This is a genomic window from Chryseobacterium sp. KCF3-3 (assembly GCF_045865955.1).
Taxonomy (GTDB): Bacteria; Bacteroidota; Bacteroidia; order Flavobacteriales; family Weeksellaceae; genus Chryseobacterium.
The window spans coordinates 1650918-1675763 of sequence record NZ_AP035792.1; the positions used below are offsets into that span (position 1 = coordinate 1650918).

Below are 24846 nucleotides of genomic sequence, written 5' to 3' on the forward strand. Positions count from 1 at the left end.
ATGATCGCTATTATTCTGAAAATAATTCTGTGTTCTTCTATTTTCATTGCTGTTTATTATTTGTTTCTGGAAAAAGAAAGAATGCATAGATTCAACCGGTTGTATCTGCTAAGCTCATTATTGTTATCCAATATAATTCCGTTTGTGACGATTACCTTACCAAGCCGAAACACTGCAACAACTCCTCAACTGATCATGGAAGAAACGGCACAGCAACTGGTTATTATCCCGCAACAACAGGAAAGTTTTAACTGGGAAAATATGTTTTGGGGAATTTATATTGTGATCTCACTTTTTCTGTTGTTAAAAAGCCTTTTTTCCCTTATTGCTATAAAAAGAATCTCAGGAGAAAAGCATAAGTATCAGCATCACAATGTTATATTAACAAAAGAAAACCTTTCTCCTTTTAGTTTTTGGAATACCATTTATATGGGAGAAAGCTATATGAATAATCATACAATAGATCCGAGGGTTTTTCTTCACGAAAAGACTCATATTGAACAGAAACACAGTGTCGATCTATTGTTTCTGGATATTTTAAAGATTTTCACCTGGTTCAATCCTGTTCTTTTCCTGTATAAGAAAGCAGTTATAACCAATCACGAATTTTTGGCTGACGAGGCGGTTATAAAAAGTAATTATGACATGAAAGAATATCAGCGTCTTATTCTTGAAGAAATTCTCAGCCACCAAAATCCTCCTTTGACCCATTCATTTAATTTTAATAACACCAAAAAAAGATTTATTATGATGAAAACAAAAAAATCAAAATTCAGTCTGCTAAAGAAAACAGCAGGAATCTCCGTTTTAATTTCCGCAGCAGCATTATTTTCTGAAAGAACATATGCGGGTAATTCTTCTCATATTCTTGTTTCTGAAAGAATAGCAGAGATCCCTGCCCAAATGGCTGGTCAGGATCCTTATCAGGAATTCAAAGACATATTAGCAAAGTATGCAGATCTTCTGAAACAGGAAAATTATCCCGAGTTTTCAAAGAAGGTTACTGAAAGTGATAGAAAAAGGCTTGGTGAACTGTATCCACTGCTTAATAAAAATCAGAAAAATGAGCAGAAGATTACGTTCTTTTCTATCCCTGAGCTGAAAAAAAGAATTCCAACAGAAAACGAACTGAATTCATTTTCAGACAAAAAAAGCTATGCAGTCTGGATTGATTCAAAAAAAATAGAAAACAGCGATTTGAAAAATTACAATAAAGATGATTTTTCAAATATTTATATCAGCAAAGTTTCTCAAAATGCCAGAACAGCAAAAAATCCACAACCTTATCAGGTTAGCTTAATGACTCATTCTTATTTTGAAAAGACCAAAGAAGAAGGAAAATCATCTGTTATAATGGGTTTTAAAAGACAAGGATTAAAAAAAGTTTCAGATACAATAATTCCGAGGGTGTATAGCACAAGTGAAAACAATAAAGATAAAAACACAAATACAGCCGTCAACACCCAACAAAATACAAATGAAATTCCAGCTCAATATCCCGGAGGACCTAAAGACTTAAAAATCAAAATAAGCAGGAATGTGGATGTGAGTAATTTAGGAGACTACAAAGGTCCTATAACGTCTACCGCTTTTATTCATATTAATGAGGCAGGAAAAACAACTCAGGTAACCACTTCAGGAGAAAACGAAATTCTTAACCGGGAACTTCTGAAAACTGTCACTGAAATCAGCAATGAAACAGTATGGATACCCGCAATGAAAGAAGGGAAAGCCATTGCTTCAATATTAAAAGTTCCGGCAACGATGACGTTTACACGACCATAAGAACAAAAGCGCTAATGATTAGCGCTTTTTATTTTTCAATTGTTTTCATTCAGACATCTTCAAAAAATAACAACTACAAGGGTGATAAGTTAAAATTTTATTATCAAAATATTCACCTTCAAAACATTATACGGTCTAATAATTTCTTTCGTATTTTTGTTGTATACATTCTTTTCTATGGATTTTAAGCTTCAATCAGAATATAAACCTACCGGGGACCAACCTCAAGCTATTGAAAAACTTACCGAAGGAATAGAGATCGGGGAGAAATATCAAACGCTTTTAGGGGTAACAGGTTCCGGAAAAACCTTTACTGTCGCAAATGTGATACAAAAGGTACAACGTCCCACTTTAGTATTAGCACACAATAAGACTCTTGCTGCACAGCTCTTTATGGAATTTAAAGAATTTTTCCCGGAGAATGCCGTGGAATACTTTGTCAGCTACTATGACTACTATCAGCCAGAGGCCTATATTGCCACAACAGGAACTTATATTGAAAAAGACCTGAGCATCAATGAAGAAGTCGAAAAGTTGCGTCTTTCTGCAACTGCCAGTCTTCTTTCAGGAAGGAGAGACGTTTTGATCGTGGCTTCTGTTTCATGTATTTATGGTATCGGAAACCCTACGGAATTTCATAAATCATTAATTTCTATAGCGATTGGTGAAAAGGTGACTAGAACAGCTCTTCTCCATTCATTAGTTAATGCATTGTATGCCAGAACCCTCAATGAGTTTCAAAGAGGAACGTTTCGTGTAAAAGGAGATGTGATTGATGTTTTCCCTGCCTACACTGATAATGCAATCAGAATTCAGTTTTTTGGAGATGAAATTGAAAAAATTCAAAGTTTTGATCCTGTTACTGGAAATGTAGAGGATAATTTTGATCAGATACAGATTTACCCCGCCAATCTATTCGTAACGTCGAAGGAGACTTTAAATGGAGCGATTAAAGACATTCAGGATGATATGGTAAAACAGGTTGATTTCTTTAGCTCAGTCGGAAAGCCATTAGAAGCAAAACGACTTCAGGAAAGAACGGAACTGGATCTTGAAATGATTAAAGAACTGGGCTATTGCTCAGGAATTGAGAACTACTCACGGTATCTGGATGGCCGCCTTCCGGGAACAAGACCATTCTGTTTGATTGATTATTTCCCTAAAGATTTTTTAATGGTCATTGACGAAAGCCACGTTACTGTTCCGCAAGTTCATGCTATGTACGGAGGAGACCGAAGCAGAAAAGAAGCGTTGGTGGAATATGGTTTCAGACTTCCGGCAGCGATGGACAACAGACCTTTAAAGTTTGAGGAATTTGAAGCCATTCAGAATCAGGTTATTTATGTTTCTGCAACGCCAGCAGATTATGAGCTGGAGAAAACCGGAGGTGCTTATATTGAACAAATCATCCGTCCTACCGGACTTCTTGACCCGATTATTGAAGTAAGGCCTTCATTAAACCAGATTGATGATCTGATGGAAGAAATCCAGAAAAGATCTGATGCTGATGAAAGGGTTCTGGTAACTACTCTAACAAAGAAAATGGCAGAAGAACTTACGAAATACTTCACCAAATTCGGAATCAGAACAAGATATATTCACTCGGATGTTGAAACACTGGAACGTATTCAGATTATGCAGGATCTTCGTTTAGGACTTTTTGATGTATTGATTGGGGTTAATTTATTGAGAGAAGGTTTGGATTTACCTGAAGTTTCATTAGTTGCCATTCTGGATGCTGATAAAGAAGGAATGTTGAGAAGCAGAAGATCAATGATACAAACTGTGGGACGTGCCGCAAGAAACGTGAACGGAAAAGCGATCATGTACGCTGATAAAATTACAAAATCCATGCAGGCCACTCTGGATGAAACCGAATACCGTCGTGCTAAACAAATGCAGTACAATGATGAGCATGGTCTGAAGCCAACAGCTTTAAATAAAAAGATTTCTGAAAATCTTGTGGGAAGAAGCAAAGACTTCCCTGATGAAAAATACACCCAAAAAGAGATTCTCCAGAAAGTTGCGGAAACAAAAGCAACTTATGCCAGTGAAGATATTGAGAAAATGATTGCTCAGAAACAGAAAGAAATGGAATCTGCTGCGAAAAACCTTGACTTTATTAAAGCTGCTAAGCTGCGGGATGAAATCGCAGCTTTGAAAGCTTAAAAAATTGATTATAAAATAGAGGCTGTCTAAAAAGTCCAAAAAAATATCCCCGTTACTTAAAAAGTTTCGGGGATTTTTTTGTTGTTTGTCCTTTAAGATTTATCTTTAAGGTGCACCCAAACAAACATTGATATGAAAGTACGGTTTAAATCTTTACCCACCAATACTCCCAGCTTATTTCCTGAAGATATTTTTGATAAGATAGGTGCTAATGATCCGGTACGTCTTATCAATGAATTAGTGGATAACTTGAATATCGATCATATTATAAGTGAATATAAAGGCGGTGGAACGACAAGTTTTCACCCCCGGATGATGATCAAAGTTTTATTCTATGCCTATTTCAACAATATTTATTCATGCCGTAAAATAGAAAAGGCACTTGGAGAAAATATTCATTTCATGTGGCTTTCCGGCAACAGTAAGCCTGATTACAGAACCATCAATTACTTTAGGAGCAAACGGCTTAAAAACCATATTCACCGTCTTTTTGCAGATGTTACCGTTGTTTTGCAGAATTTAGGTTACGTAAGTTTAAATGTTCAATATATAGATGGTACAAAAATAGAATCATCTGCCAACCGATACAGCTTTGTATGGAAAAAATCTGTAGAAAAGAATAAATTAAAACTGGAAGCTCAAATTCATTCCGTACTTGAAGATATTGAATCCCAAATCAAAGAAGAGCGTTATGAATCCCATGAAAAGACCCTTCCAAAATCTATTGACAGCAGAGAGCTTCAGGATAAAATAGCAGAACTTAATCACTCTGTGGCACAGGACAATAAAACCGGTAAGAAGCTCATTAAAAAGCTTCAGCATCAGGACCTGCCCAGATTACAGAAGTATGAAGATCAATTAAAAATACTCTCAGGCCGCAACAGTTATAGTAAGACAGATCCCGACGCCTGCTTCATGCGGCTCAAAGACGACCATATGAAAAATGGGCAGCTTAAGCCAGCCTATAATGCACAGATCAGTACTGAAAACCAGTTTATCACCCATTACAGCATTCATCAGACTCCTGGAGATACCACTACATTGAAGGATCATCTTAACAGCTTTGAAAATCAGTATCACAAACAAAGTAAAGAGGTAGTAGCAGATGCCGGATATGGAAGTGAAGAGAATTACGAAATGATGGCAGAAAAAGCTATAGAGGGCTATGTAAAATATAATAATTTTCATAAAGAACAGAAGCGCAGTGAGAAGAACAATGCGTTTGCTGTACAGAACTTATATTATAATGAGGAAAATAACTTCTATGTATGTCCCTGCGGACAGCAAATGAACTTTATCGGTAAAGGCAAAAGAATCAGCAGTAACGGATATGAATCTCAGGTACATTATTATCAGGCTTTCAGATGTCAGGGTTGTCCTCTTAGAGAAAGCTGCCATCAAAGCCAGGATAATCGATTAATCGAAGTGAATTATAATCTGAACCATCACAGAATGAAAGCCAGACAAAGGCTGATATCTGAAAAAGGGCATTACCACAGAAGTAAACGGCCTATAGAAGTAGAAGCTGTATTCGGGCAATTAAAAAGCAATAATAAATTTTCAAGATTTACTCTAAAAGGACTTGAAAAAGTAAATATTGAATTTGGATTAATGGCATTGGCACATAATCTTAGAAAATTAGTGAAAAACAGAAAACTTAACCGTAAAAATTGGCTAAATACACTTAAATGCAAACAACATATGCATCTTTTCCATAAGTATATGAAAATCCAAAAGTATAAAATTGCTGCATAACTATACGCAGTCTCAAAACAAAAAAAAAGAGGCTGACCTTTTTGGACAGCCTCTTTATATTGAAGTTATGTTTATTTTACAATCCGTTTCTTACTGATTTCTAAAAAATATAAAAAATCATATAAAAAACTCATCATAAACAAAAAATGAACTACCATATTAGGAGTTATTATTTTTATTAAACATAAAATATATTAAAAAATATAAAATTATGAATATCACAAAAAAATAAAATAATATAAGAAAAATCATTACATTTGAAATTATAAAAACAACAAAATGATGAAAAAAGCAGTACAATTATACTTCTTGTTATTTGCTATTTTCTATAGCCATGCCCAAAGTAATGCAACCCGTTTCTTTTACGAACTGTCGTTTAAACCTAAAAAAGATTCGTCTAAAATCCAAAAGGCAATTGGAATCCTAGATATTTCAGAAAAAGAATCTATTTATAAAGACTATAACTTAGTTGCACAAGATTCTATATTAATACAAGCTGCTGAAAAAATGCATAAATCAGGAATCTTTTATGATATTGGGAAATCTATAAAATGGCCGTCTTTTACTTTTAAGATTAAGAAAGAATATCCAGATATGAAAACAATATTCGTAGATGGTATTTCTCAAAAATATTTTGGATATATCGATTCTACACCACAGAATTGGAAAATTGAGAAAGAAACAGATAAGATTCTAGGATTTTCTGCCCAGAAAGCTACGCTTGATTTCGGGGGAAGAAAATGGGTAGCTTGGTTTACAAATGAAATTCAATATTCAGACGGACCGTATAAGTTCCATGGATTACCTGGATTAATTGTAAAAATCGAAGATACAAAAGGTAACTATTCATGGGTACTTTCTGGAATAAAAAAAATAACAAACTTTTCAGAACTAAGTTTTACAGAAAGAATATCTGGTTTTAATGATGTTAATATAATCTCTCGAGACAAGTTTCTCAAAGCTTATAATTCTTTTAAAAATGACCCATTTTCGGAAGCAAGATCAAAAATAACAGCAGAAATGAGATCCAGCAAAATGCCAGGAAGCAACATAACAGTTGGAGAATTATTGAGCCAACAAGAAAAGAGAGTCCTTGATTTTTTTAAATCAAATGATAACCCTATTGAAATAAAATAAATAATATATATTATGATGAAAACAATATTGATTCTATTACTATTTCCCATTTTTTCTATTGCTCAAAACAAAAAAGAAATGGGAAAAGATTTTGTTGAAGGCCTATACAATACTGACAAGATCGAAAAATCCTATTCCTATTTAGACCCTTCCATAACTAACAAATTTGACTTAAATCAGTTAAAAAAAACTCTTACAAATGTAGAAACTCAATTTGGTAATTTTAAAACAATTCTAGAAATTAATAATGAGGATAATACGTACTACTATTATTGCGAATTTGACAAAACTAAAATTGATATGATGATTACGTTTAATAACTCCAGTAAAATAGCAGGGTTTTACTACGTTCCTCATAAATCATTCACAGATAAGAAATTAAAATAAACATCAATATAAGTTTAACAATTATAAAACACTATTATGAAAAAAATCAGAAAATTTGTACAAAACCCAGTGTTTATCTTTTTACTTCTCCTCAATTTTATTTATGTTAATGCAAATAGGAATAAAATAATAGAGGAACAAGTTAAAGTAAATCAAAAAAGTGGTGAAGAAATCTTTAAGGGATTATTTTTCCTTCAAAATGACATTTCAGATAAAGTCGAATCTTTAAAAAATATTAAAATACAAATAGAAAATTCTAGCAACTCAAAGCAAACCTTACAAAATTTAAAAGAAATGAGCTCAGAATCAGTTAATTTCATTAAGGTTAAGTATCCCCATTTTCTTGGAAATTTACAAAAAGCTATGTATTCAGGGAACTTATATGAAATAGACAAATATCTTAAAGAATCTGTGATACTTGTTGAGCAATCTGGATTAGCATCAGATAAATATTCAGGACTATTTACATTTAGCAGTGCAATAAAGAATAACGATACATTGAAAAGTCAAATTATAAATTTAGATCTTAGTAATTCAAAAGATTCTCAAACATTAAAAGATATATTAAACGATTACGCTGTAAAAGAAAATATTACTCAATTATGTACATTGGCTGGTGCTTTTTGTGTATTTTACGCAATCGCAGCTGCAGTATCAATTGCCGTGGCTACATATAGTGTAGTTACAAAAATGGCATATTGGGATCCTCTATCAGAAACGATGGAAATGTCAAGTTTGGAACCTTCGAAACAATTAAGTAAGGATATCTTAGTAGGGCAATTAGATAGTTATTTTAGAGGATAATGAAAGACAATTTTTCTATCTATAAAAAAATCATCATTACTTTTTGGATATTCATTATAACAATTATTTTCATTTCATCGCTCAAAACACAAGTTGTTTTGAGCGAGAAATTGAAAATGGAGTTAAATACTTTATTTCCAGAAGGATGGAGCTTTTTCACACGTAATCCAAGAGAATCGCTTCTAGAAGCATATAAAATTGAAAATAATCGTTTAGTTTATCTTCCTTTATCTAATTCATCTAAAGAGAATTTATATGGTTTTTCAAGAAAATCTAGAGTTCAAGGGTTTGAAGCATCAATTATTGTTTCAGATATACCAACTAAATTATGGACTGAAGATGTTGGGAGTAATTACGCTAAACATTTGTATGATAAAGCTATTGAAGTTAAATTAAAGAAAAGTAATAACTATTTTAAAAATGGATTTTATTTGTTTATTGTGAGAAAACCAATTCCTTGGGCTTGGGCAAGTAGAAATCAAGAAAAATTTACACCATATTCATTTGTTAAAATTAATTTAAAATAAATGCCTGATTTTTCAAAAATATATACATCAAATGTTTTACAGTATGCGAGATCTTTTCTGGCATTGAGTTTGATCCTTACATTAATATGTTCTCCATTTAAGGATCTATTTCCAGATTTTCATATTATAAAGCTTAAAGAGAATTTAAGGGAATTATCCTTTTTGAATTATTATCTTTGGTTTTCAAATATGAAAATTCCCTATTATTTTACATTACTTATTTTGATCTTAGTAATAACTGGAATATATCCGAGATTTTTATCATTGTTTCATTGGTGGGCTACATACTCAACTTTCTATACAATGTTTATAATTGAAGGAGGGGATCAAATTAGTGTAATAATTGTTTTGTTATTAATTCCTATATGTCTCATAGATCCCAGAAAATTAGGATGGATAACCGTAAACAATTCTATTGTTCCAAAGAATAAATACTTAATATTTTTCTCCTATTCAGTCTTTGTTGTTATACAAATTCAATTAGGAATGTTATATCTAAATGCGGGAGTTGCAAAACTTTTAGTTTCAGAATGGATTGATGGAACAGCAGTTTATTATTGGTTTAACAATAATATTTTTGGTGCTCCAGACTATATTAAATTTTTGATAGGTCCATTATTTACAAATAGCATAACAGTAACTTTAATAAATTGGGGAGTAATAGGTTTAGAAATAATGCTGTTTGTTGGTTTATTTCTAAAACAAAAATTGAAATATGTATTATTCACTTTAGCATTCATATTTCATTTTCTTATATTTTTAATTCATGGTCTAGGTACTTTTTGGATTTCAATGACAGGATGTCTGATTTTATACTGTTTTGATCCAACAATTACTATGAAACAAAATATCCTAAAAATAAGAAAAGTATTCTCAAGCTATAAAAAGACTTTATTATTATCTGAAAAGACATAATTATGAAAACTCAAATTCTTAAATTTCCAATATTGCTTCGATTTTTGTCTATTGTTCAATTTATTGTTGTATTAACAATTTGTTTAAAAGGTGATGAATCTCGTAATACAATATATTTTATTTCTATATTGTCATTAATTGTTATTTTAATATTGCTGTTTTCAAAACTTAAAATTATTGTTGACTTAGATTTTATAAGATATTCTTTTTTCCCATTTATTCCTTTTTATAAGATTTTAAATAAAAAAGACATAAAAAATGCCTATATCGGCAATCTTATTGATTTCTATTCTACCATTGGATGGGGAATACGTTATTCTAGGAAGTATGGTTGGGGCTATATTTTAGATTCTGAAAAAGTTATTTATATTGAACTATATTCTGGAAAAAAAGTTCTATTGAGCATTAAAAATGAAAATGACTTTTTATCATACTTAAAATATAGATCTTCTACTTAATTGTCTGGTAGAAATTATTATAAACTATATAAAGCTGCTAAGCTGCGGGATGAAATTGCAGCTTTGAAAGCTTAAAAGGATTAATGATAAAATAATTTCGGCGGCATCTTCGATGCCGCCGAAACTTTATACCAATAGGTCTATTTAATATTTATAATCCATTTCTTACCGCAGCTCTGATAGGAGTCAAAAGATCCATCAGCCCGTTTATTTTGATTTCGTAGACTGTTGAAAGCTGCATTCCCAGTTTTCCCTTTGGCATTCCGTTTTTATTAAACCATTCAAGATAGCTGATCGGAAGATCAATAAGAACCGTTCCTTCATACTTACCAAAAGGCATTTTCAATACACAGATTTCTTTTAATATTTCGGGATTAAGTCCTTCCACTTTTATATAATTAAATTAATTTTTCTTTAATATCATCCTCACCGGGTAATTCAAGATCCGGAGGTGTTTCTTCATCCGAAAATTCATTTCTGTATACCTGAACCAGCAGAAGTGTCAATGAGATAAGGATAGGCCCGAAAATAAGTCCCATAAACCCAAACAGATTCATTCCCATGATGATTCCGAATACAGTATTCAAGGGGTGAATATTTTCCAGTTTCTTTAAAAGGGTAAAGCGAAGCAGATTATCTGTAAGCCCTACCACCACAAGACAGTAGATTGCCAAACCAATTCCTTGTCCGGTATTGCCTTCCGCAATCATAAAGATACACACCGGAACATAGATAATAGCTGTTCCTACTACAGGAATCACAGAAGCCGCAGCCGTTAGTGCAAAAAGCAATGCTGCTCCCGGTGCCCCAAAAATCAGATAACCGATGAGAGCAACAATCCCCTGTCCTATAGCTACAACCGGAATCCCGATAGCATTGGCCATGATCAGTTTTCTCATTTTATCGCCTATCAAAGAAATGTTGGATCTTTTCAACGGTGCTGAAGAAGTAAGGATCTTTTCAAAAAGCCTTGGTCTTTCCAGCATAAAATAGAGAATAAAATACATGGACATCACTACTGTAAGAGTATTGAATGTGCCGCTGACTGCAGAAGTAGAAGCTTTTCCTACATTATCTTTCAGCTTGGCCATATTTTCTTTGCTCAGAATATCAAATCCTGTTTTCGAGAAAATATAAGAATGGATTTTATCCAGGAAGATATTGAACTTGGCCATATAAGCCTGTGCATTTCCCAGCTTATCAATAATCAGATCAGCAATAAAATAAATCGGAAGAATAAGAACAATAAGACTAGCAAACATCAATGCAAAAGCCGCAAGTGACGGTTTCCATTTTTTTTCTTCCTGCAAATAAAAATTATACTTCCTGCAGACTACATAAATGGTAATCGCTCCCAACACCGAGGGAATAAACAATGCCAGATTAAAACAGATCAATCCTGCCAATACCAGAATGATGGCCAGCAACGACATCTGCTTTATCGCAACACTGCTTATTTGTTTGTCCTTATTCATCATGTATTTTATATTTTTATTTGCTGTACATAATTTGTCTTGGTTTTCCTAAGAAAGCACAATAAGTAGAGTACATTACAATCATAATAAACGGAGCTGTCAGGATAACTCCTATACCACAAAGAATAACCCCTGCAATAGAAATCAGAAATCCTAAAAATCCTGTCAATAAGAAAGTTCCATAGTTTTCTTTAGCAATGTTGAATGACTTTGATAAAGCTTCTGTAGCTGAAGCATTTTCAAATAACAGAATCGGATATCCTATTAAAAGGAAAGGATATACAAAAATGATAGGCAAAACGCACAATGCCAGAGCAATTGACGAAATAATCCAGGCAAGAAGACTATAAATCAAAATGTTTACAAAATTCTGGCGGTATCCGATAAAAAGATCAGAAAATTCAATCGGGCTTTTGGTATTGTATTTATTTACCATGTAGATCAATCCTACATACAAAGGAGATAATAAAAGACCAAAAAGACTGGAAGCCCCCATATATAAAGGAAGTCCCGGAGCACTCCAATAATTAAAATCACCTCCTGAAGATTTCATCTCTTCTACCATAGAAGCAGAATCAAATCCCGTAAGCATCTGAATAACAGACCCTCCAATTAGATAAATAATCATGGCTACAATTCCGTAACCGAAAACGCCTTTGTACATTTCAAAAGCATGAGAAATAATTGATCCCGTATCTCTATTAGGTACAGAGCCTTGCTGATCAAATTCGTTAAATTCAGACATAGTTTAAATATTTAATGATTTTACCAAATTTACTTTTTTTTAGTAAAAACATCGCATTAAACACGAATGAATTTTAACTTTTCTCCGAAAAGACAGTTTTATAAAGTGAGTAAATCATGGCATTCCAAAAAGGAAAAGTGAAAAGTCCACCTATCAGAAACAAGGCGAAGCCTAAATACTTAAATAGAAAAGCTACGATCACACACACCATGATTTCAACGAAATACATTTTAAGAGCTTTAAAATTCAGGGAAATGGCTTCAAAAATTCTTTTATTGGTAAAGAACATCAATGGAGCAACAAAGATAGTTACAGCAACCCAAATTACTGCTAATACAACGGTAGGAATGGTAAATCTGTAAATAAAGAACCAGAAAAGAAAATATCCCACATACTTAAAAAAGTTAAGCCCGTTGTACCCGGCAAACAAATCTCCTAATACAATATTCTCTTTAAGATCAAGCTTTCGGAAGATCTGGAACATTCCAAGATTCAAGGGGTACAGAAATGCTGTCGTTCCCCAGATTGCCAATGTAAACATCTGATAATTTTCGGTAGCTGTTATTTGCTCCATTTTCTTCAGATAAACCTGAGTGCCTTGCATAAAGGCTTCCTGCAATTCTTTATTATAAGAAAAAATATCATACTTCTCACCGAAAAGCATCACTCCGGTAAGCAATATTCCAAAAAAGACAATGGAAAACATCAACTGAAAAACGAGTGTTTTATTCCAATAAAAAAATGCCTGCTTCAATATAAAATCTATTCCCGGTTTCTGAGGATATTTATTCTGCATCATAAAAAAATTTATGCAAAAGTAAACATCAATAAGTACTTTTGCAGAATGTTTTCAGTGAATCATCAAAAATTTATGGAAATGGACGAACTTTCTCTTCAGAAGGTTCCCTATTTTTTCGTAATCGACTTTCTTTCGGAGAATGTTGAAATCTATCAGGAGCATGAAATTGAAAAAGAAGGTTTAATTATTGATTTTCAAGAGTTTTCAAACACCAAAGAGACCAATAAACTGGACAAAAAAGTAGTCTGGAAATCCTTTCCTGAAACATTGGAGAGCTTTCAGATTGGTTTTGATAAGGTTCAGAAAAATATTCGTCTGGGAAACTCTTACTTAGTAAATTATACTAGAAAAACGAAGATAGAGACCAATTTAACCTTAGAAGAAATTTTTTACCACTCAAATGCTAAGTACAAAGTTTTTTATAAAGATTTTTTTGTATTTTTTTCTCCTGAAACTTTTGTAAAGATCATCGACGGAAAAATTTTCACCTATCCTATGAAAGGAACAATTGACGCATCTATTGAAAATGCAGCAGAAATTCTGAAGAATGACAGAAAGGAGAAGGCAGAACATTACACCGTAGTAGATCTTCTCCGAAATGATCTGAGTATGGTAGCTGATGAAGTAAAGGTGGACCAATTCCAGCATATTGACTTTATCAAAACCCAACAAAAGGATCTGTATGCAATGAGTTCTGAAATTTCAGGAATGATAAAACCTGAATATGAGGGAAAAGTAGGAAGTATTATGCAGAAACTTCTTCCTGCGGGCTCTATTTTAGGAGCTCCCAAACCTAAAACACTGGAAATAATTCTGGATGCGGAAGGATATGACAGAGGATATTACACAGGAGTTTGCGGCTGGTTTGACGGCCAAAATGTAGACAGTTGTGTAATGATACGCTTTATAGAAAAAGAAGAAGACCAACTTTATTTCAAAAGCGGAGGCGGTATAACGCACATGAGTAAATTAGAAGACGAGTATCAGGAAATGAAAAATAAAATCTATGTCCCAATTCATTGAAAGTATTAAAGTAGAAGATCAGGAGATTTTTCTATTGGATCTACATCAGAAACGTGTCAATCAAACATTTTCCCATTTCGGGAAGGAAGACTCTATTGATCTGGCCAAAATCTATAAAAATCTACAGCATGATGAGGATGGTCTTTTCAAGTTAAGAATTGCTTATGACCTTGACAAAAAAATCAGAACACAGATGATTCCTTATGCAATCCCAGAAATACAGGATTTCAAGCTGGTAGAAAATAACAGCTTTGATTATTCATTCAAGTTCGAGGATCGTAAAGAACTGGATAAAATGAAAGCTAAAGCGAAAGCTGAAGAAATTATCATTGTTAAAAACAATCATATCACCGATACTTCCTTCTCTAACCTTTTGTTTTTGAAAGGAAAAGATTGGTTTACACCTTCTACTTATCTATTGAACGGAGTACAAAGACAGCATCTTTTAAAGCAAAAAAAGATCAAAGAAACGGAGATTACTTTACAGAATATAAAGCAATTCACCCATTTCCAGATCATTAATGCGTTGAATGATTTCGATGATATGTTTATCTATCCTATCGACAGAATTATCAATCTGCCGGGGAATGAAGAATATCTTGATCTTTAAATCTATTTCATAAACTCAAAATACGACTTCAGTACATCTGCACTATTCTTCCCGTGAGTATTTACTTCAAGGATTTTTGGCTGTGCATCAGGTTTGAAGAAATTCTCAAGAACTCTATCCAGAGTAAGCTCATCCTCTACTCTGATATAGGAAAATCCGAAATGTTTCGCCAGAGATTCGGCGTTCTTGCGGTGTTTGGTAGCAATAAATTCGTCTAATGTATTCGGGTTGGCATTTCCAGGTCCCGGAATGATTTTAAAGATATTTCCTTCACCATTATTGAAGATCATAATTCTTACAAATGGTGGAATATATTGGTTCCAAAGACCATTGATATCATAGAAGAAACTCAGATCTCCTGTGATCAGTAAAGTTGGATTTTCATTTTTTATGGCAAATCCCATTGCTGTAGAAGTAGATCCATCAATACCACTTGTTCCTCTGTTACAATACATTTTTCTCTTTCCGAAATCAAACAACTGAGCATATCTGATCCCCGATGAATTACTGAAATGAATATTGTAATTTTCAGGAATTGTCTGTGATGCTTTATTGAAAAAATAAAAATCCGAAAAATCAATTGTATTCAGAAACTGCTCGTGTTTAGCATCTTTTTTATCCCTTAAAACATCCCAAAGATTAAAATAAGGTCTTGGTTCCAGATTAATAAACTTCAGTAGCTTTGAGAAGAAAACCTCAGGTTTCACTTCTATCTTTTCTGTCAGCGAGAAATAAGTATCAGGCTGCCATACTTCATCAAGATGCCAGTGCTGTTTCGGACGTGCACTTCTCAGAAATTGCTTTACCTTTTTGGAAACCACATTCTGCCCTATCGTAATCAACAGGTCTGGAGCATATGTTTTATAATCCTCTTCCGTAAAATTGAAAATATAACGGTCTATATGTTTGAAGAACTTCTCATGGTGTAAATTTGAATTGGCTTCACTCAATACTACCACAGAATGGTTTTTCACCAATTGAGTCAACTGATTTTCCAGTTCCGGACTGTAATCTCTTGTTCCTACCAACAGCATAATTCTTTGTGAAGTATGCCATTCTGCAATCAGATTGGATGGAATTTCATATTCTTTATGCTTGATTGTCTTTTCCACAGTAGGAAAAGTAGGGAGCTCTGACACCAGCTCATATAAAGGTTCTTCTAAAGGAATATTAATATGCACCGGGCCTTGCTTCTCAAAACAAAGTTCAATGGCCTTTTTAATGGTATCGAAATTAATATCTTCTGCATTTTCCTTGCTGTCTTCCAAAAGCTGGAAGTCGCCATAAGAATGCTGATGAAAAACATCCTTCTGTCTTATTGTCTGCCCATCAAATATATCAACAAAATCGGTCGGTCGGTCTGCCGTTAGTATCAAAAGAGGTACATTCTGATAAAAAGCTTCAGTAACTGCCGGATAATAATTAACTACCGCTGATCCGCTCGTACAGGTAATCGCTGCAGGCTTTTTCTCACTTTTTGCCATTCCCATTGCCACGAAAGCAGCACTTCTTTCGTCTACAATGCTATAACAGTTGAAACTATCTACCTCTGAAAAATGGATGGCCAAAGGAGCATTTCTTGACCCCGGAGAAATTACGATATCTGCAATTCCGTACTGCTGAAGAAGATGTGCAAGTATTTGGATACTTCTCTTAGAAGAATATTTTTTCATACAGCAAATTTAACTTATAAATAATGATTTTAAAATCATTTAATTTAAAAAAAATGTAATTTTGCTGTTCGTAAATTTCTAAAAATGGATAAAATACCTAGTGTAGACCTGCGTGATTTCCTTTCGGGCAACCCGGAACGCAAACAGAAATTTGTAAATGAAATCGGAAAAGCTTATGAAGAAATTGGTTTTGTAGCCTTAAAAGGCCACTTTCTTGATGACAACCTAGTGGATGATTTGTATGGAGAGGTAAAAAACTTTTTTGAACAACCAGTGGAAACGAAACAAAAGTATGAGATTCCAGGAATTGGGGGCCAGAGAGGTTATGTAGGATTCGGTAAAGAAACTGCTAAAGGTTTCAAAAAAGGAGACTTAAAAGAATTTTGGCATTTTGGACAGTATCTGTCTGATGATTCAAAATACAGAACTGAGTATCCGGACAACGTAATCGTTGATGAACTTCCAAAGTTCAACGAAGTTGGTAAAGAAGCATTCCAAATGCTTGAGAAAACAGGGCAGTATGTGTTAAGAGCCTTAGCATTACACCTTGGTTTAGATGAATTTTATTTTGATGACAAAATCGCAGAAGGAAATTCTATTTTAAGACCTATTCACTACCCTCCAATCACTGAAGAGCCAGATGATGCGGTAAGAGCAGCAGCTCACGGAGACATCAACCTTATCACTCTTTTAATGGGAGCACAAGGGAAAGGTCTTCAGGTTCAAAACCACAACGGAGAATGGATTGATGCCATTGCAGAACCAGATGAGCTAATGATCAACGTTGGAGATATGCTTTCAAGACATACCAACAACAAATTGAAATCTACCATCCACAGAGTGGTAAACCCGCCAAGAGAAATGTGGAGTACTTCAAGATATTCAATTCCTTTCTTTATGCATCCTGTCAGTGCAATGTCTTTAAATGCACTTGAAAACTGTATAGATGAAAACAATCCAAAATTATACGAAGATACTACTGCCGGAGAATTCCTGCATGAAAGATTGATCGAACTGGGATTGATTAAAAAATAAAAAAGAAACGGCTGCCTCTGATTTGAGACAGCCGTTTTCATTATACTATCCTGTTATACAATAAAATTCAGGACATGGTGTAGGTTGTGTAAAAGTACCCCACGGACAGATGCAGGTGTATGTATCTCCACCACCACCAGGATTTTCTCCTCCACCAGGATTTTCGTAAGGAACACATTTTCCCCCTGAGCAGATTTGTCCTGCAGAACAGCCTCCTTCTCCCGGTCCACCGCCTTCTAAGCAATAGGCTGGAAAATTGACCCCCGCAACAATACTTCTCTTGTCGTCTCTTGAAAGTTTTTTTAGATTTTTCATAGTTATAGTTTTAATTTTTCCTACTCTATAAGCTTTTCGGATAACGCTAGCTTAAAAATAGTATTTATTTTATTAGCAATCAAACATTTAGATAAAAACCATTGATTATATAGCTCTCAAAACTGTTTATTATATTAATTTTTTATTTTAATGAAATAAACATTATTAATTAAAAATATTTTAACTATTTTTACTTTACTTACAAATTTTCAATTAAAACAATATGAAAAATCTAAAAAAACTAAAAAAAGACCAATTAAAAAACATTGCAGGAGGTGCTAACCTTCCAGAAACAGATTTCTGCATGTATTATTGCAATGGAACCATTGTTTGTGCAACCTGCAGCGATGATTTCAAATGCCCGGACACGAACAGTGATATGTAAGATTACAATCAAAATGTAACCAATAAGAACCGTTTCTATAGAGAAGCGGTTTTTTTATTTCTTTTGACTTAAAATAACATGGATTCCGGAGCTTAAATACTTTTAATAAACAAAGTATAAGTTTTATATATGATAAGCTAATTATGAGCTTAAAATGATAGAGGGCATAATTTCCGGGGTACGGGGTTCGAGTTACAGAGATTAGACGTCAGAGTTGCAAGTGTGAGGATACACCTTTATTCCAATTAGATGATTCCGTAAGAATCAAGGTTCATGTATGAGAGGTTTAAAGAATGTAAGATAACAAGAGAATGTCTAAGTTTTTTAGCAATTAGTATTAGCAGTGTCATGCTGAGCGGAGTCGAAGCATTTTAATAAGAAGAAATTATATTTCTGTTATTTTAATTCCACGAAAGAGCTTTATTTAGACTCCTACGGAGTGACAGGATTCGGTTGGAATAAAGAATAGTATTGAAGGTAAAGACCCATTGTTGGATAAAGAATGGAAAAACAGAGGGCTGGAAGCAGGAAGCTTGAAGCAGGAGGAAGGAAGATAAAGGAGATATGAGCTGGTTAGTTTATTACGTCGCATCTATTACTCATTGCTTATTACTCATTACTTATGTCTTTGTTGGGTTGGTGTAGCTTTGTTGGTGTATGTATATAACAAAAAAACCTTTATCGTAATGATAAAGGTTTTTTAAAAATAAAATAAAAACTGGCGGCGGCCTACTCTCCCGCGTTAGCAGTACCATCGGCGCTGGTGGGCTTAACTTCTGTGTTCGGAATGGGAACAGGTGAGCCCCACCGCTAAAACCACCCTAAAGGTTGTATATAAGGTTGCTGGATGTAGGTAATAGGTTGCAGGTTGTACCTGCTTCCTGATAGCTACCATCTGCTACCTGTTTTAAGCGATAAAAACTTTCACAAAGACAAAACCTTCACTGCGCATAAAGCACTTGGTTTATTAGTAACCATAGACTATAAATCTACGGGTAATTAGTACTACTTGGCTATGACATTACTGTCTTTACACCTATAGCCTATCAACGTCGTCATCTACAACGACCCTTAAAAGATGTCTCATCTTGAGGCGAGTTTCGCACTTATATGCTTTCAGTGCTTATCTCTTCCAAACGTAGCTACTCAGCGGTGCACCTGGCGGTACAACTGATACACCAGAGGTTTGTTCAATTCGGTCCTCTCGTACTAGAATCAAGCCCTCTCAAACATCTAACGCCCGCAATAGATAGAGACCGAACTGTCTCACGACGTTCTGAACCCAGCTCGCGTGCCACTTTAATGGGCGAACAGCCCAACCCTTGGGACCTTCTCCAGCCCCAGGATGTGACGAGCCGACATCGAGGTGCCGAACCTCCCCGTCGATGTGAGCTCTTGGGGGAGACTAGCCTGTTATCCCCGGAGTACCTTTTATCCTATGAGCGATGGCCCTTCCATACGGAACCACCGGATCACTATGTCCTGCTTTCGCACCTGATCGACTTGTAGGTCTCACAGTCAAGCACCCTTATGCCATTACACTCTACGCACGGTTACCAAGCGTGCTGAGGGTACCTTTGAAAGCCTCCGTTACTCTTTTGGAGGCGACCACCCCAGTCAAACTACCCACCACGCAATGTCCTTCTAAAAGAAGTTAGGCTCCAAGTAAGTAAAGGGTGGTATTTCAACGTTGGCTCCACAAACACTAGCGTGCCTGCTTCAAAGCCTCCCACCTATCCTACACATTACTTACTCAAAGTCAATACGAAGTTATAGTAAAGGTTCACAGGGTCTTTTCGTCCCATTGCGGGTAATCGGCATCTTCACCGATACTACAATTTCACCGAGCTCGTGGCTGAGACAGTGCCCAGATCGTTACACCATTCGTGCAGGTCGGAACTTACCCGACAAGGAATTTCGCTACCTTAGGACCGTTATAGTTACGGCCGCCGTTTACTGGGGCTTCAGTTAATGCCTTCGATTTAACTCTAAGCACCTTCCTTAACCTTCCAGCACCGGGCAGGTGTCAGACCCTATACAGCATCTTTCGATTTAGCAGAGTCCTGTGTTTTTGATAAACAGTCGCCTGGGCCTCTTCACTGCGGCCAACATTGCTGTTGGCGTCTCTTCTTCCGAAGTTACGAGACTATTTTGCCTAGTTCCTTAGCCACGACTCACTCGAGCACCTTAGGATTCTCTCCTCGACCACCTGTGTCGGTTTTGGTACGGGTTGCTTCACTTCGGCTTTTCTTGGATCAGATTACACTACAGCAGCTTCGCCCGAAGGCTAGGCCTTGACTATTCCGTCAGTCTCCAGCAGCTACATCCAACCGTCCCCTTTTATTGTGAGCAAGTATGGGAATATTAACCCATTGTCCATCCACTACCCCTTTCGGGTTCGCGTTAGGTCCCGACTAACCCTCAGCTGATTAGCATGGCTGAGGAAGCCTTGGTCTTTCGGTGAGCAGGTTTCTCGCCTGCTTTATCGTTACTTATGCCTACATTTTCTTTTCTATCCGCTCCACAATACCTCACAGTACTGCTTCGGCGCAAATAGAATGCTCTCCTACCAGATATATCTAAAATATAAATCCATAGCTTCGGTAATATGTTTATGCCCGATTATTATCCATGCCGGACCGCTCGACTAGTGAGCTGTTACGCACTCTTTAAATGAATGGCTGCTTCCAAGCCAACATCCTAGCTGTCAATGCAGTCCAACCGCGTTGTTTCAACTTAACATATATTTTGGGACCTTAGCTGTTGGTCTGGGTTCTTTCCCTCTCGGACATGGACCTTAGCACCCATGCCCTCACTGCCGTAGAACATTTATTAGCATTCGGAGTTTGTCAGGAATTGGTAGGCGATGAAACCCCCGCATCCAATCAGTAGCTCTACCTCTAATAAACTTATATACGACGCTGCACCTAAATGCATTTCGGAGAGTACGAGCTATCTCCCAGTTTGATTGGCCTTTCACCCCTACCCACAGGTCATCCGAAGACTTTTCAACGTCAACCGGTTCGGTCCTCCACTCTGTGTTACCAGAGCTTCAACCTGCCCATGGGTAGATCACAAGGTTTCGCGTCTAATCCTACTAACTATGCGCCCTATTCAGACTCGCTTTCGCTCCGGCTCCGGTACTTAATACCTTAACCTCGCTAGTAAAATTAACTCGTAGGCTCATTATGCAAAAGGCACGCCGTCACAGCTTTATGCTGCTCCGACCGCTTGTAGGCGTACGGTTTCAGGTTCTATTTCACCCTTCTATTCGAAGTGCTTTTCACCTTTCCTTCACAGTACTTGTTCACTATCGGTCTTTCAGGAGTATTTAGCCTTGGAGGATGGTCCCCCCATATTCAGACAGGATTTCACGTGTCCCGCCCTACTCATTTATCATCTTAATATGCCTTTCGAGTACAGGATTATCACCTTCTACGATTGTTCTTTCCAGAACATTCCTCTAAACATAAAAAGACTTTTGGGCTAATCCGCTTTCGCTCGCCACTACTTACGGAATCTCTTCGATTTCTTTTCCTCCGGGTACTTAGATGTTTCAGTTCTCCGGGTTTGCTCCTCTTACGAGGTGACATATCTTCAATATGCCGGGTTGCCCCATTCGGATATCTGCGGATCAATTCGTGTGTGCCAATCCCCGCAGCTTTTCGCAGCTTACCACGTCCTTCGTCGCCTCTGAAAGCCTAGGCATCCGCCATACGCCCTTAACGATTTCTTTCCTATTGGTTACTCAAGCGCTTTATGCGCTCGGTTTTCTCTTTGTGATGTCTTTACCGTTAATGTCAATGATCTTAATTTCTTTCTTTCAAACTGATGAACAAATGTTGTTTTTGGCTCCATTCGTAACTTTTAAATCAGTCTTCCAAAACTGTGGAGAATAAGGGAGTCGAACCCTTGACCTCCTGCGTGCAAGGCAGGCGCTCTAGCCAGCTGAGCTAATTCCCCGCTAGTTTAGATGTTAGTAGTTAGAAGTTAGAGATTAGTAAAAACTAACTTCTAATTTCTAGATTCTAACCTCTATTTTAATTAGTAGTCTCGGGCAGGCTCGAACTGCCGACCTCTACATTATCAGTGTAGCGCTCTAACCAGCTGAGCTACGAGACTTTGTTTTAGATGTTAGATTTTAGATACTAGATGTTAGACTAATCTCTAACTTCTAATTTCTAACTTCTTTTCTAAATCTCTTTCCCTATACTAATTTCTAGTGGGTTTTGTATTTTTATATAGCAACCAAACAAAAAACTAAAGCTATTGCTTTAAGTAAGTATATTGTATCTTACGATACTGATTTTGTTTAACGTCTTAAGACGCTCTAAAATGAGATGTTCCAGCCGCACCTTCCGGTACGGCTACCTTGTTACGACTTAGCCCTAGTTACCTGTTTTACCCTAGGCAGCTCCTGTTACGGTCACCGACTTCAGGTACCCCAGACTTCCATGGCTTGACGGGCGGTGTGTACAAGGCCCGGGAACGTATTCACCGCGCCATGGCTGATGCGCGATTACTAGCGATTCCAGCTTCATAGAGTCGAGTTGCAGACTCCAATCCGAACTGAGACCGGCTTTCGAGATTTGCATCACTTCGCAGTGTAGCTGCCCTCTGTACCGGCCATTGTATTACGTGTGTGGCCCAAGGCGTAAGGGCCGTGATGATTTGACGTCATCCCCACCTTCCTCTCTACTTGCGTAGGCAGTCTCACTAGAGTCCCCAACTTAATGATGGCAACTAGTGACAGGGGTTGCGCTCGTTGCAGGACTTAACCTAACACCTCACGGCACGAGCTGACGACAACCATGCAGCACCTTGAAAAATGTCCGAAGAAAAGTCTATTTCTAAACCTGTCATTTCCCATTTAAGCCTTGGTAAGGTTCCTCGCGTATCATCGAATTAAACCACATAATCCACCGCTTGTGCGGGCCCCCGTCAATTCCTTTGAGTTTCAAACTTGCGTTCGTACTCCCCAGGTGGCTAACTTATCACTTTCGCTTAGTCTCTGAAGCTTGCGCTCCAAAAACGAGTTAGCATCGTTTACGGCGTGGACTACCAGGGTATCTAATCCTGTTCGCTCCCCACGCTTTCGTCCATCAGCGTCAGTTGTTGCTTAGTAACCTGCCTTCGCAATTGGTGTTCTAAGTAATATCTATGCATTTCACCGCTACACTACTTATTCCAGCTACTTCAACAACACTCAAGACTTGCAGTATCAATGGCAGTTTCACAGTTAAGCTGTGAGATTTCACCACTGACTTACAAATCCGCCTACGGACCCTTTAAACCCAATAAATCCGGATAACGCTTGCACCCTCCGTATTACCGCGGCTGCTGGCACGGAGTTAGCCGGTGCTTATTCGTATAGTACCTTCAGCTAGATACACGTATCTAGGTTTATCCCTATACAAAAGAAGTTTACAACCCATAGGGCCGTCGTCCTTCACGCGGGATGGCTGGATCAGGCTCGCACCCATTGTCCAATATTCCTCACTGCTGCCTCCCGTAGGAGTCTGGTCCGTGTCTCAGTACCAGTGTGGGGGATCACCCTCTCAGGCCCCCTAAAGATCGTAGACTTGGTGAGCCGTTACCTCACCAACTATCTAATCTTGCGCGTGCCCATCTCTATCCACCGGAGTTTTCAATATCAAATGATGCCATTCAATATATTATGGGGTATTAATCTTCCTTTCGAAAGGCTATCCCCCTGATAAAGGCAGGTTGCACACGTGTTCCGCACCCGTACGCCGCTCTCAAGATCCCGAAGAATCTCTACCGCTCGGCTTGCATGTGTTAGGCCTCCCGCTAGCGTTCATCCTGAGCCAGGATCAAACTCTCCATTGTATGTTTGTCTGACTCACTCAAAGTTTTTAACGCTTTAGTTTTTCCTTACTTGGTTGTTATATTGTATGTCAATGATCTTTATATCTTTCGCTTTTTAACGTAGCAATCTTTCTGTCAGTGTTGCTCCGTATTTGCGAGTGCAAAAGTAAAACTTTATTTTGAATTGACCAAATGTTTTTGAAGAAAATTTTAAAGTTTTTTAAGTAACCTTAATTCTTCCTAAACCTTCAATCTCTCTACTCCTGCGCTCCCTCTAATTGGGACTGCAAAGATAATAACTATTTTTTAACTGACAACTTTTTTTATAAAAAAATTAAAGTTTTTTTTTCGTCCTTATCTTATGAAGTATTTCTTTGTTTCTGCCCATCTAAAGGCTCTTCTGCGCTACTGAATGTCTTTCGTTTTTCAGTGGGGCAAAGATAGAAACTTCCCATACACTACGCAACTTTATTTAACTTAAATTTCATATTGAAACGAGATTTTACCCTAATCTACTGGAAGGCAGGGAGAAAAATTTTAAACATTTGTTTGGAGGATCGGGGGAGAACGTGGGAGTGTGGGAGAGTTGGAGGGTTTGAGAGAGATGGTTCGGGGGGCGGGAGGCGGGGTTTTGGGGTGTGGAGGGATCAAAATAATAGGTATATAATTATATAGAATAGCTTTTTTAAATTAATAGCCTATATATAAGTTTTGGCTAAAGCCGGCTTAAGGAGTTATTTTTTACTAAACGGGCTAAAGCCCGTTCCTATTGAATAGTTATAATGAACCACAGATGACACAGATTGACACAGAGAAGATTTTTGCTTTTATAGTATATATAATAATATAGAGTAATAAGATGTAACTCCTATACCCGTAATTAATTAAAATGCTTCGACTCTGCTCAGCATGACACTAGCTAATACTAACTGATAAAATGCCTTAGACATTATACGGTCATTTTACTTTCCTTTATTAAAACTCTCGTAAAGAAGTTGGGATTCCTGCGCAATGACACAA

At 36.4% G+C, this 24846-nt stretch carries 19 protein-coding genes, 2 tRNA genes and 3 rRNA genes; 13 read left to right on the forward strand and 11 right to left on the reverse strand.

Annotated elements, in window-relative coordinates; translation table 11 throughout:
- The 9 genes from ACKTTZ_RS07365 (at window position 1) to ACKTTZ_RS07405 (ending at window position 9937) form a co-directional block, all read left to right on the forward strand.
- A complete protein-coding gene (locus ACKTTZ_RS07365) occupies window positions 1-1785 on the forward strand; it encodes a M56 family metallopeptidase (protein ID WP_407848131.1) in 1785 nt (594 codons plus the stop codon).
- Between the two features lie 177 nt (window positions 1786-1962).
- Entirely contained in the window at window positions 1963-3954 is a 1992-nt protein-coding gene (uvrB, locus tag ACKTTZ_RS07370; protein WP_079243566.1) for an excinuclease ABC subunit UvrB, read from the forward strand.
- A 132-nt stretch (window positions 3955-4086) separates the two neighbouring features.
- Window positions 4087-5709 carry an IS1182 family transposase gene (locus ACKTTZ_RS07375; RefSeq protein WP_407845762.1) on the forward strand — a complete coding sequence of 541 codons (1623 nt, stop codon included), beginning with the start codon at window positions 4087-4089 and terminating at the stop codon, window positions 5707-5709.
- Window positions 5710-5988: 279 nt separating this feature from the next.
- Window positions 5989-6846, forward strand: a complete 858-nt coding sequence (locus tag ACKTTZ_RS07380) for a GLPGLI family protein (protein ID WP_407848133.1) — start codon at window positions 5989-5991, stop codon at window positions 6844-6846.
- A 12-nt stretch (window positions 6847-6858) separates the two neighbouring features.
- Window positions 6859-7233 (forward strand): DUF3887 domain-containing protein, encoded by a 375-nt coding sequence (locus ACKTTZ_RS07385; protein ID WP_253317785.1) that lies wholly within the window; start codon window positions 6859-6861, stop codon window positions 7231-7233.
- A 36-nt stretch (window positions 7234-7269) separates the two neighbouring features.
- Complete coding sequence (locus ACKTTZ_RS07390) at window positions 7270-8037, forward strand: hypothetical protein (protein WP_407848135.1); 768 nt, start codon at window positions 7270-7272, stop codon at window positions 8035-8037.
- Entirely contained in the window at window positions 8037-8564 is a 528-nt protein-coding gene (locus ACKTTZ_RS07395) for an SdpA family antimicrobial peptide system protein (RefSeq protein WP_253317783.1), read from the forward strand. Before ACKTTZ_RS07390 ends, ACKTTZ_RS07395 begins: the two co-directional genes overlap by 1 nt.
- On the forward strand, window positions 8565-9479 hold the full coding sequence (locus tag ACKTTZ_RS07400; RefSeq protein ID WP_407848138.1) for a hypothetical protein: 915 nt from the start codon (window positions 8565-8567) through the stop codon (window positions 9477-9479).
- 2 nt (window positions 9480-9481) lie between these two features.
- Complete coding sequence (locus tag ACKTTZ_RS07405) at window positions 9482-9937, forward strand: hypothetical protein (RefSeq protein WP_253317781.1); 456 nt, start codon at window positions 9482-9484, stop codon at window positions 9935-9937.
- 151 nt (window positions 9938-10088) lie between these two features.
- Here ACKTTZ_RS07405 and ACKTTZ_RS07410 read toward each other — a convergent pair whose 3' ends face one another.
- From ACKTTZ_RS07410 to ACKTTZ_RS07425, 4 genes are all read right to left on the reverse strand, one after another.
- On the reverse strand, window positions 10089-10277 hold the full coding sequence (locus ACKTTZ_RS07410; RefSeq protein WP_407849143.1) for a DUF3820 family protein: 189 nt from the start codon (window positions 10275-10277) through the stop codon (window positions 10089-10091).
- A 58-nt stretch (window positions 10278-10335) separates the two neighbouring features.
- Window positions 10336-11415, reverse strand: a complete 1080-nt coding sequence (locus ACKTTZ_RS07415; protein ID WP_034692780.1) for an AI-2E family transporter — start codon at window positions 11413-11415, stop codon at window positions 10336-10338.
- A gap of 13 nt (window positions 11416-11428) precedes the next feature.
- Window positions 11429-12157: a beta-carotene 15,15'-monooxygenase gene (locus ACKTTZ_RS07420; RefSeq protein ID WP_034692782.1), complete on the reverse strand. Its 729-nt coding sequence runs from the start codon at window positions 12155-12157 to the stop codon at window positions 11429-11431.
- Between the two features lie 73 nt (window positions 12158-12230).
- The gene (locus tag ACKTTZ_RS07425; RefSeq protein ID WP_253317780.1) at window positions 12231-12956 is read right to left on the reverse strand and encodes a hypothetical protein; all 726 of its coding nucleotides are present in this window, start codon (window positions 12954-12956) and stop codon (window positions 12231-12233) included.
- A gap of 45 nt (window positions 12957-13001) precedes the next feature.
- On the opposite strand from ACKTTZ_RS07425, the gene ACKTTZ_RS07430 reads away from it, so the two are divergent.
- Together ACKTTZ_RS07430 and ACKTTZ_RS07435 are read left to right on the forward strand one after the other, a co-directional pair.
- Window positions 13002-13979: an aminodeoxychorismate synthase component I gene (locus ACKTTZ_RS07430; RefSeq protein ID WP_253317779.1), complete on the forward strand. Its 978-nt coding sequence runs from the start codon at window positions 13002-13004 to the stop codon at window positions 13977-13979.
- Entirely contained in the window at window positions 13963-14589 is a 627-nt protein-coding gene (locus ACKTTZ_RS07435; protein WP_034692787.1) for an aminotransferase class IV, read from the forward strand. The genes ACKTTZ_RS07430 and ACKTTZ_RS07435 overlap by 17 nt, the downstream gene beginning before the upstream one ends.
- A gap of 2 nt (window positions 14590-14591) precedes the next feature.
- On the opposite strand, the gene menD is transcribed toward ACKTTZ_RS07435, so the two are convergent.
- A complete protein-coding gene (gene menD / locus ACKTTZ_RS07440) occupies window positions 14592-16262 on the reverse strand; it encodes a 2-succinyl-5-enolpyruvyl-6-hydroxy-3-cyclohexene-1-carboxylic-acid synthase (RefSeq protein ID WP_034692790.1) in 1671 nt (556 codons plus the stop codon).
- Between the two features lie 84 nt (window positions 16263-16346).
- Between menD and ACKTTZ_RS07445 the strand changes: the two genes are divergently transcribed.
- Window positions 16347-17297, forward strand: coding sequence for an isopenicillin N synthase family oxygenase (locus ACKTTZ_RS07445; protein ID WP_253317777.1), 951 nt, complete (start codon window positions 16347-16349; stop codon window positions 17295-17297).
- Window positions 17298-17342: 45 nt separating this feature from the next.
- Here the strand turns inward: ACKTTZ_RS07445 and ACKTTZ_RS07450 are convergent, their stop codons facing one another.
- Window positions 17343-17612, reverse strand: coding sequence for a bacteriocin-like protein (locus tag ACKTTZ_RS07450; protein ID WP_034692794.1), 270 nt, complete (start codon window positions 17610-17612; stop codon window positions 17343-17345).
- Window positions 17613-17835: 223 nt separating this feature from the next.
- On the opposite strand from ACKTTZ_RS07450, the gene ACKTTZ_RS07455 reads away from it, so the two are divergent.
- Window positions 17836-17997, forward strand: a complete 162-nt coding sequence (locus tag ACKTTZ_RS07455) for a bacteriocin-like protein (RefSeq protein WP_185103632.1) — start codon at window positions 17836-17838, stop codon at window positions 17995-17997.
- A gap of 716 nt (window positions 17998-18713) precedes the next feature.
- On the opposite strand, the gene rrf is transcribed toward ACKTTZ_RS07455, so the two are convergent.
- The 5 genes from rrf to ACKTTZ_RS07480 all read right to left on the reverse strand — a co-directional run bounded on the left by rrf (window position 18714) and on the right by ACKTTZ_RS07480 (window position 23847).
- Window positions 18714-18821 (reverse strand): 5S ribosomal RNA (rrf, locus tag ACKTTZ_RS07460).
- A gap of 155 nt (window positions 18822-18976) precedes the next feature.
- Window positions 18977-21733 (reverse strand): 23S ribosomal RNA (locus ACKTTZ_RS07465).
- A 153-nt stretch (window positions 21734-21886) separates the two neighbouring features.
- A tRNA-Ala gene (locus tag ACKTTZ_RS07470) sits at window positions 21887-21960 on the reverse strand.
- 85 nt (window positions 21961-22045) lie between these two features.
- Window positions 22046-22119 (reverse strand) — tRNA-Ile (locus ACKTTZ_RS07475).
- Between the two features lie 211 nt (window positions 22120-22330).
- Window positions 22331-23847 (reverse strand): 16S ribosomal RNA (locus ACKTTZ_RS07480).
- Together the 16S, 23S and 5S rRNA genes with 2 tRNA genes alongside form the textbook arrangement of a ribosomal RNA operon.
- Window positions 23848-24846: the final 999 nt, after the last annotated feature.

Excerpts from the sequence above, each read along its gene's own strand:
- ACKTTZ_RS07365 (WP_407848131.1), top strand. The coding sequence starts at position 1 with ATGATCGCTATTATTCTGAAAATAATTCTGTGTTCTTCTATTTTCATT.
- uvrB (WP_079243566.1), top strand. The coding sequence starts at position 1,963 with ATGGATTTTAAGCTTCAATCAGAATATAAACCTACCGGGGACCAACCT.
- ACKTTZ_RS07375 (WP_407845762.1), top strand. The coding sequence starts at position 4,087 with ATGAAAGTACGGTTTAAATCTTTACCCACCAATACTCCCAGCTTATTT.
- ACKTTZ_RS07380 (WP_407848133.1), top strand. The coding sequence starts at position 5,989 with ATGATGAAAAAAGCAGTACAATTATACTTCTTGTTATTTGCTATTTTC.
- ACKTTZ_RS07385 (WP_253317785.1), top strand. The coding sequence starts at position 6,859 with ATGATGAAAACAATATTGATTCTATTACTATTTCCCATTTTTTCTATT.
- ACKTTZ_RS07390 (WP_407848135.1), top strand. The coding sequence starts at position 7,270 with ATGAAAAAAATCAGAAAATTTGTACAAAACCCAGTGTTTATCTTTTTA.
- ACKTTZ_RS07395 (WP_253317783.1), top strand. The coding sequence starts at position 8,037 with ATGAAAGACAATTTTTCTATCTATAAAAAAATCATCATTACTTTTTGG.
- ACKTTZ_RS07400 (WP_407848138.1), top strand. The coding sequence starts at position 8,565 with ATGCCTGATTTTTCAAAAATATATACATCAAATGTTTTACAGTATGCG.
- ACKTTZ_RS07405 (WP_253317781.1), top strand. The coding sequence starts at position 9,482 with ATGAAAACTCAAATTCTTAAATTTCCAATATTGCTTCGATTTTTGTCT.
- ACKTTZ_RS07410 (WP_407849143.1), bottom strand. The coding sequence starts at position 10,277 with ATGCCTTTTGGTAAGTATGAAGGAACGGTTCTTATTGATCTTCCGATC.
- ACKTTZ_RS07415 (WP_034692780.1), bottom strand. The coding sequence starts at position 11,415 with ATGATGAATAAGGACAAACAAATAAGCAGTGTTGCGATAAAGCAGATG.
- ACKTTZ_RS07420 (WP_034692782.1), bottom strand. The coding sequence starts at position 12,157 with ATGTCTGAATTTAACGAATTTGATCAGCAAGGCTCTGTACCTAATAGA.
- ACKTTZ_RS07425 (WP_253317780.1), bottom strand. The coding sequence starts at position 12,956 with ATGATGCAGAATAAATATCCTCAGAAACCGGGAATAGATTTTATATTG.
- ACKTTZ_RS07430 (WP_253317779.1), top strand. The coding sequence starts at position 13,002 with ATGTTTTCAGTGAATCATCAAAAATTTATGGAAATGGACGAACTTTCT.
- ACKTTZ_RS07435 (WP_034692787.1), top strand. The coding sequence starts at position 13,963 with ATGTCCCAATTCATTGAAAGTATTAAAGTAGAAGATCAGGAGATTTTT.
- menD (WP_034692790.1), bottom strand. The coding sequence starts at position 16,262 with ATGAAAAAATATTCTTCTAAGAGAAGTATCCAAATACTTGCACATCTT.
- ACKTTZ_RS07445 (WP_253317777.1), top strand. The coding sequence starts at position 16,347 with ATGGATAAAATACCTAGTGTAGACCTGCGTGATTTCCTTTCGGGCAAC.
- ACKTTZ_RS07450 (WP_034692794.1), bottom strand. The coding sequence starts at position 17,612 with ATGAAAAATCTAAAAAAACTTTCAAGAGACGACAAGAGAAGTATTGTT.
- ACKTTZ_RS07455 (WP_185103632.1), top strand. The coding sequence starts at position 17,836 with ATGAAAAATCTAAAAAAACTAAAAAAAGACCAATTAAAAAACATTGCA.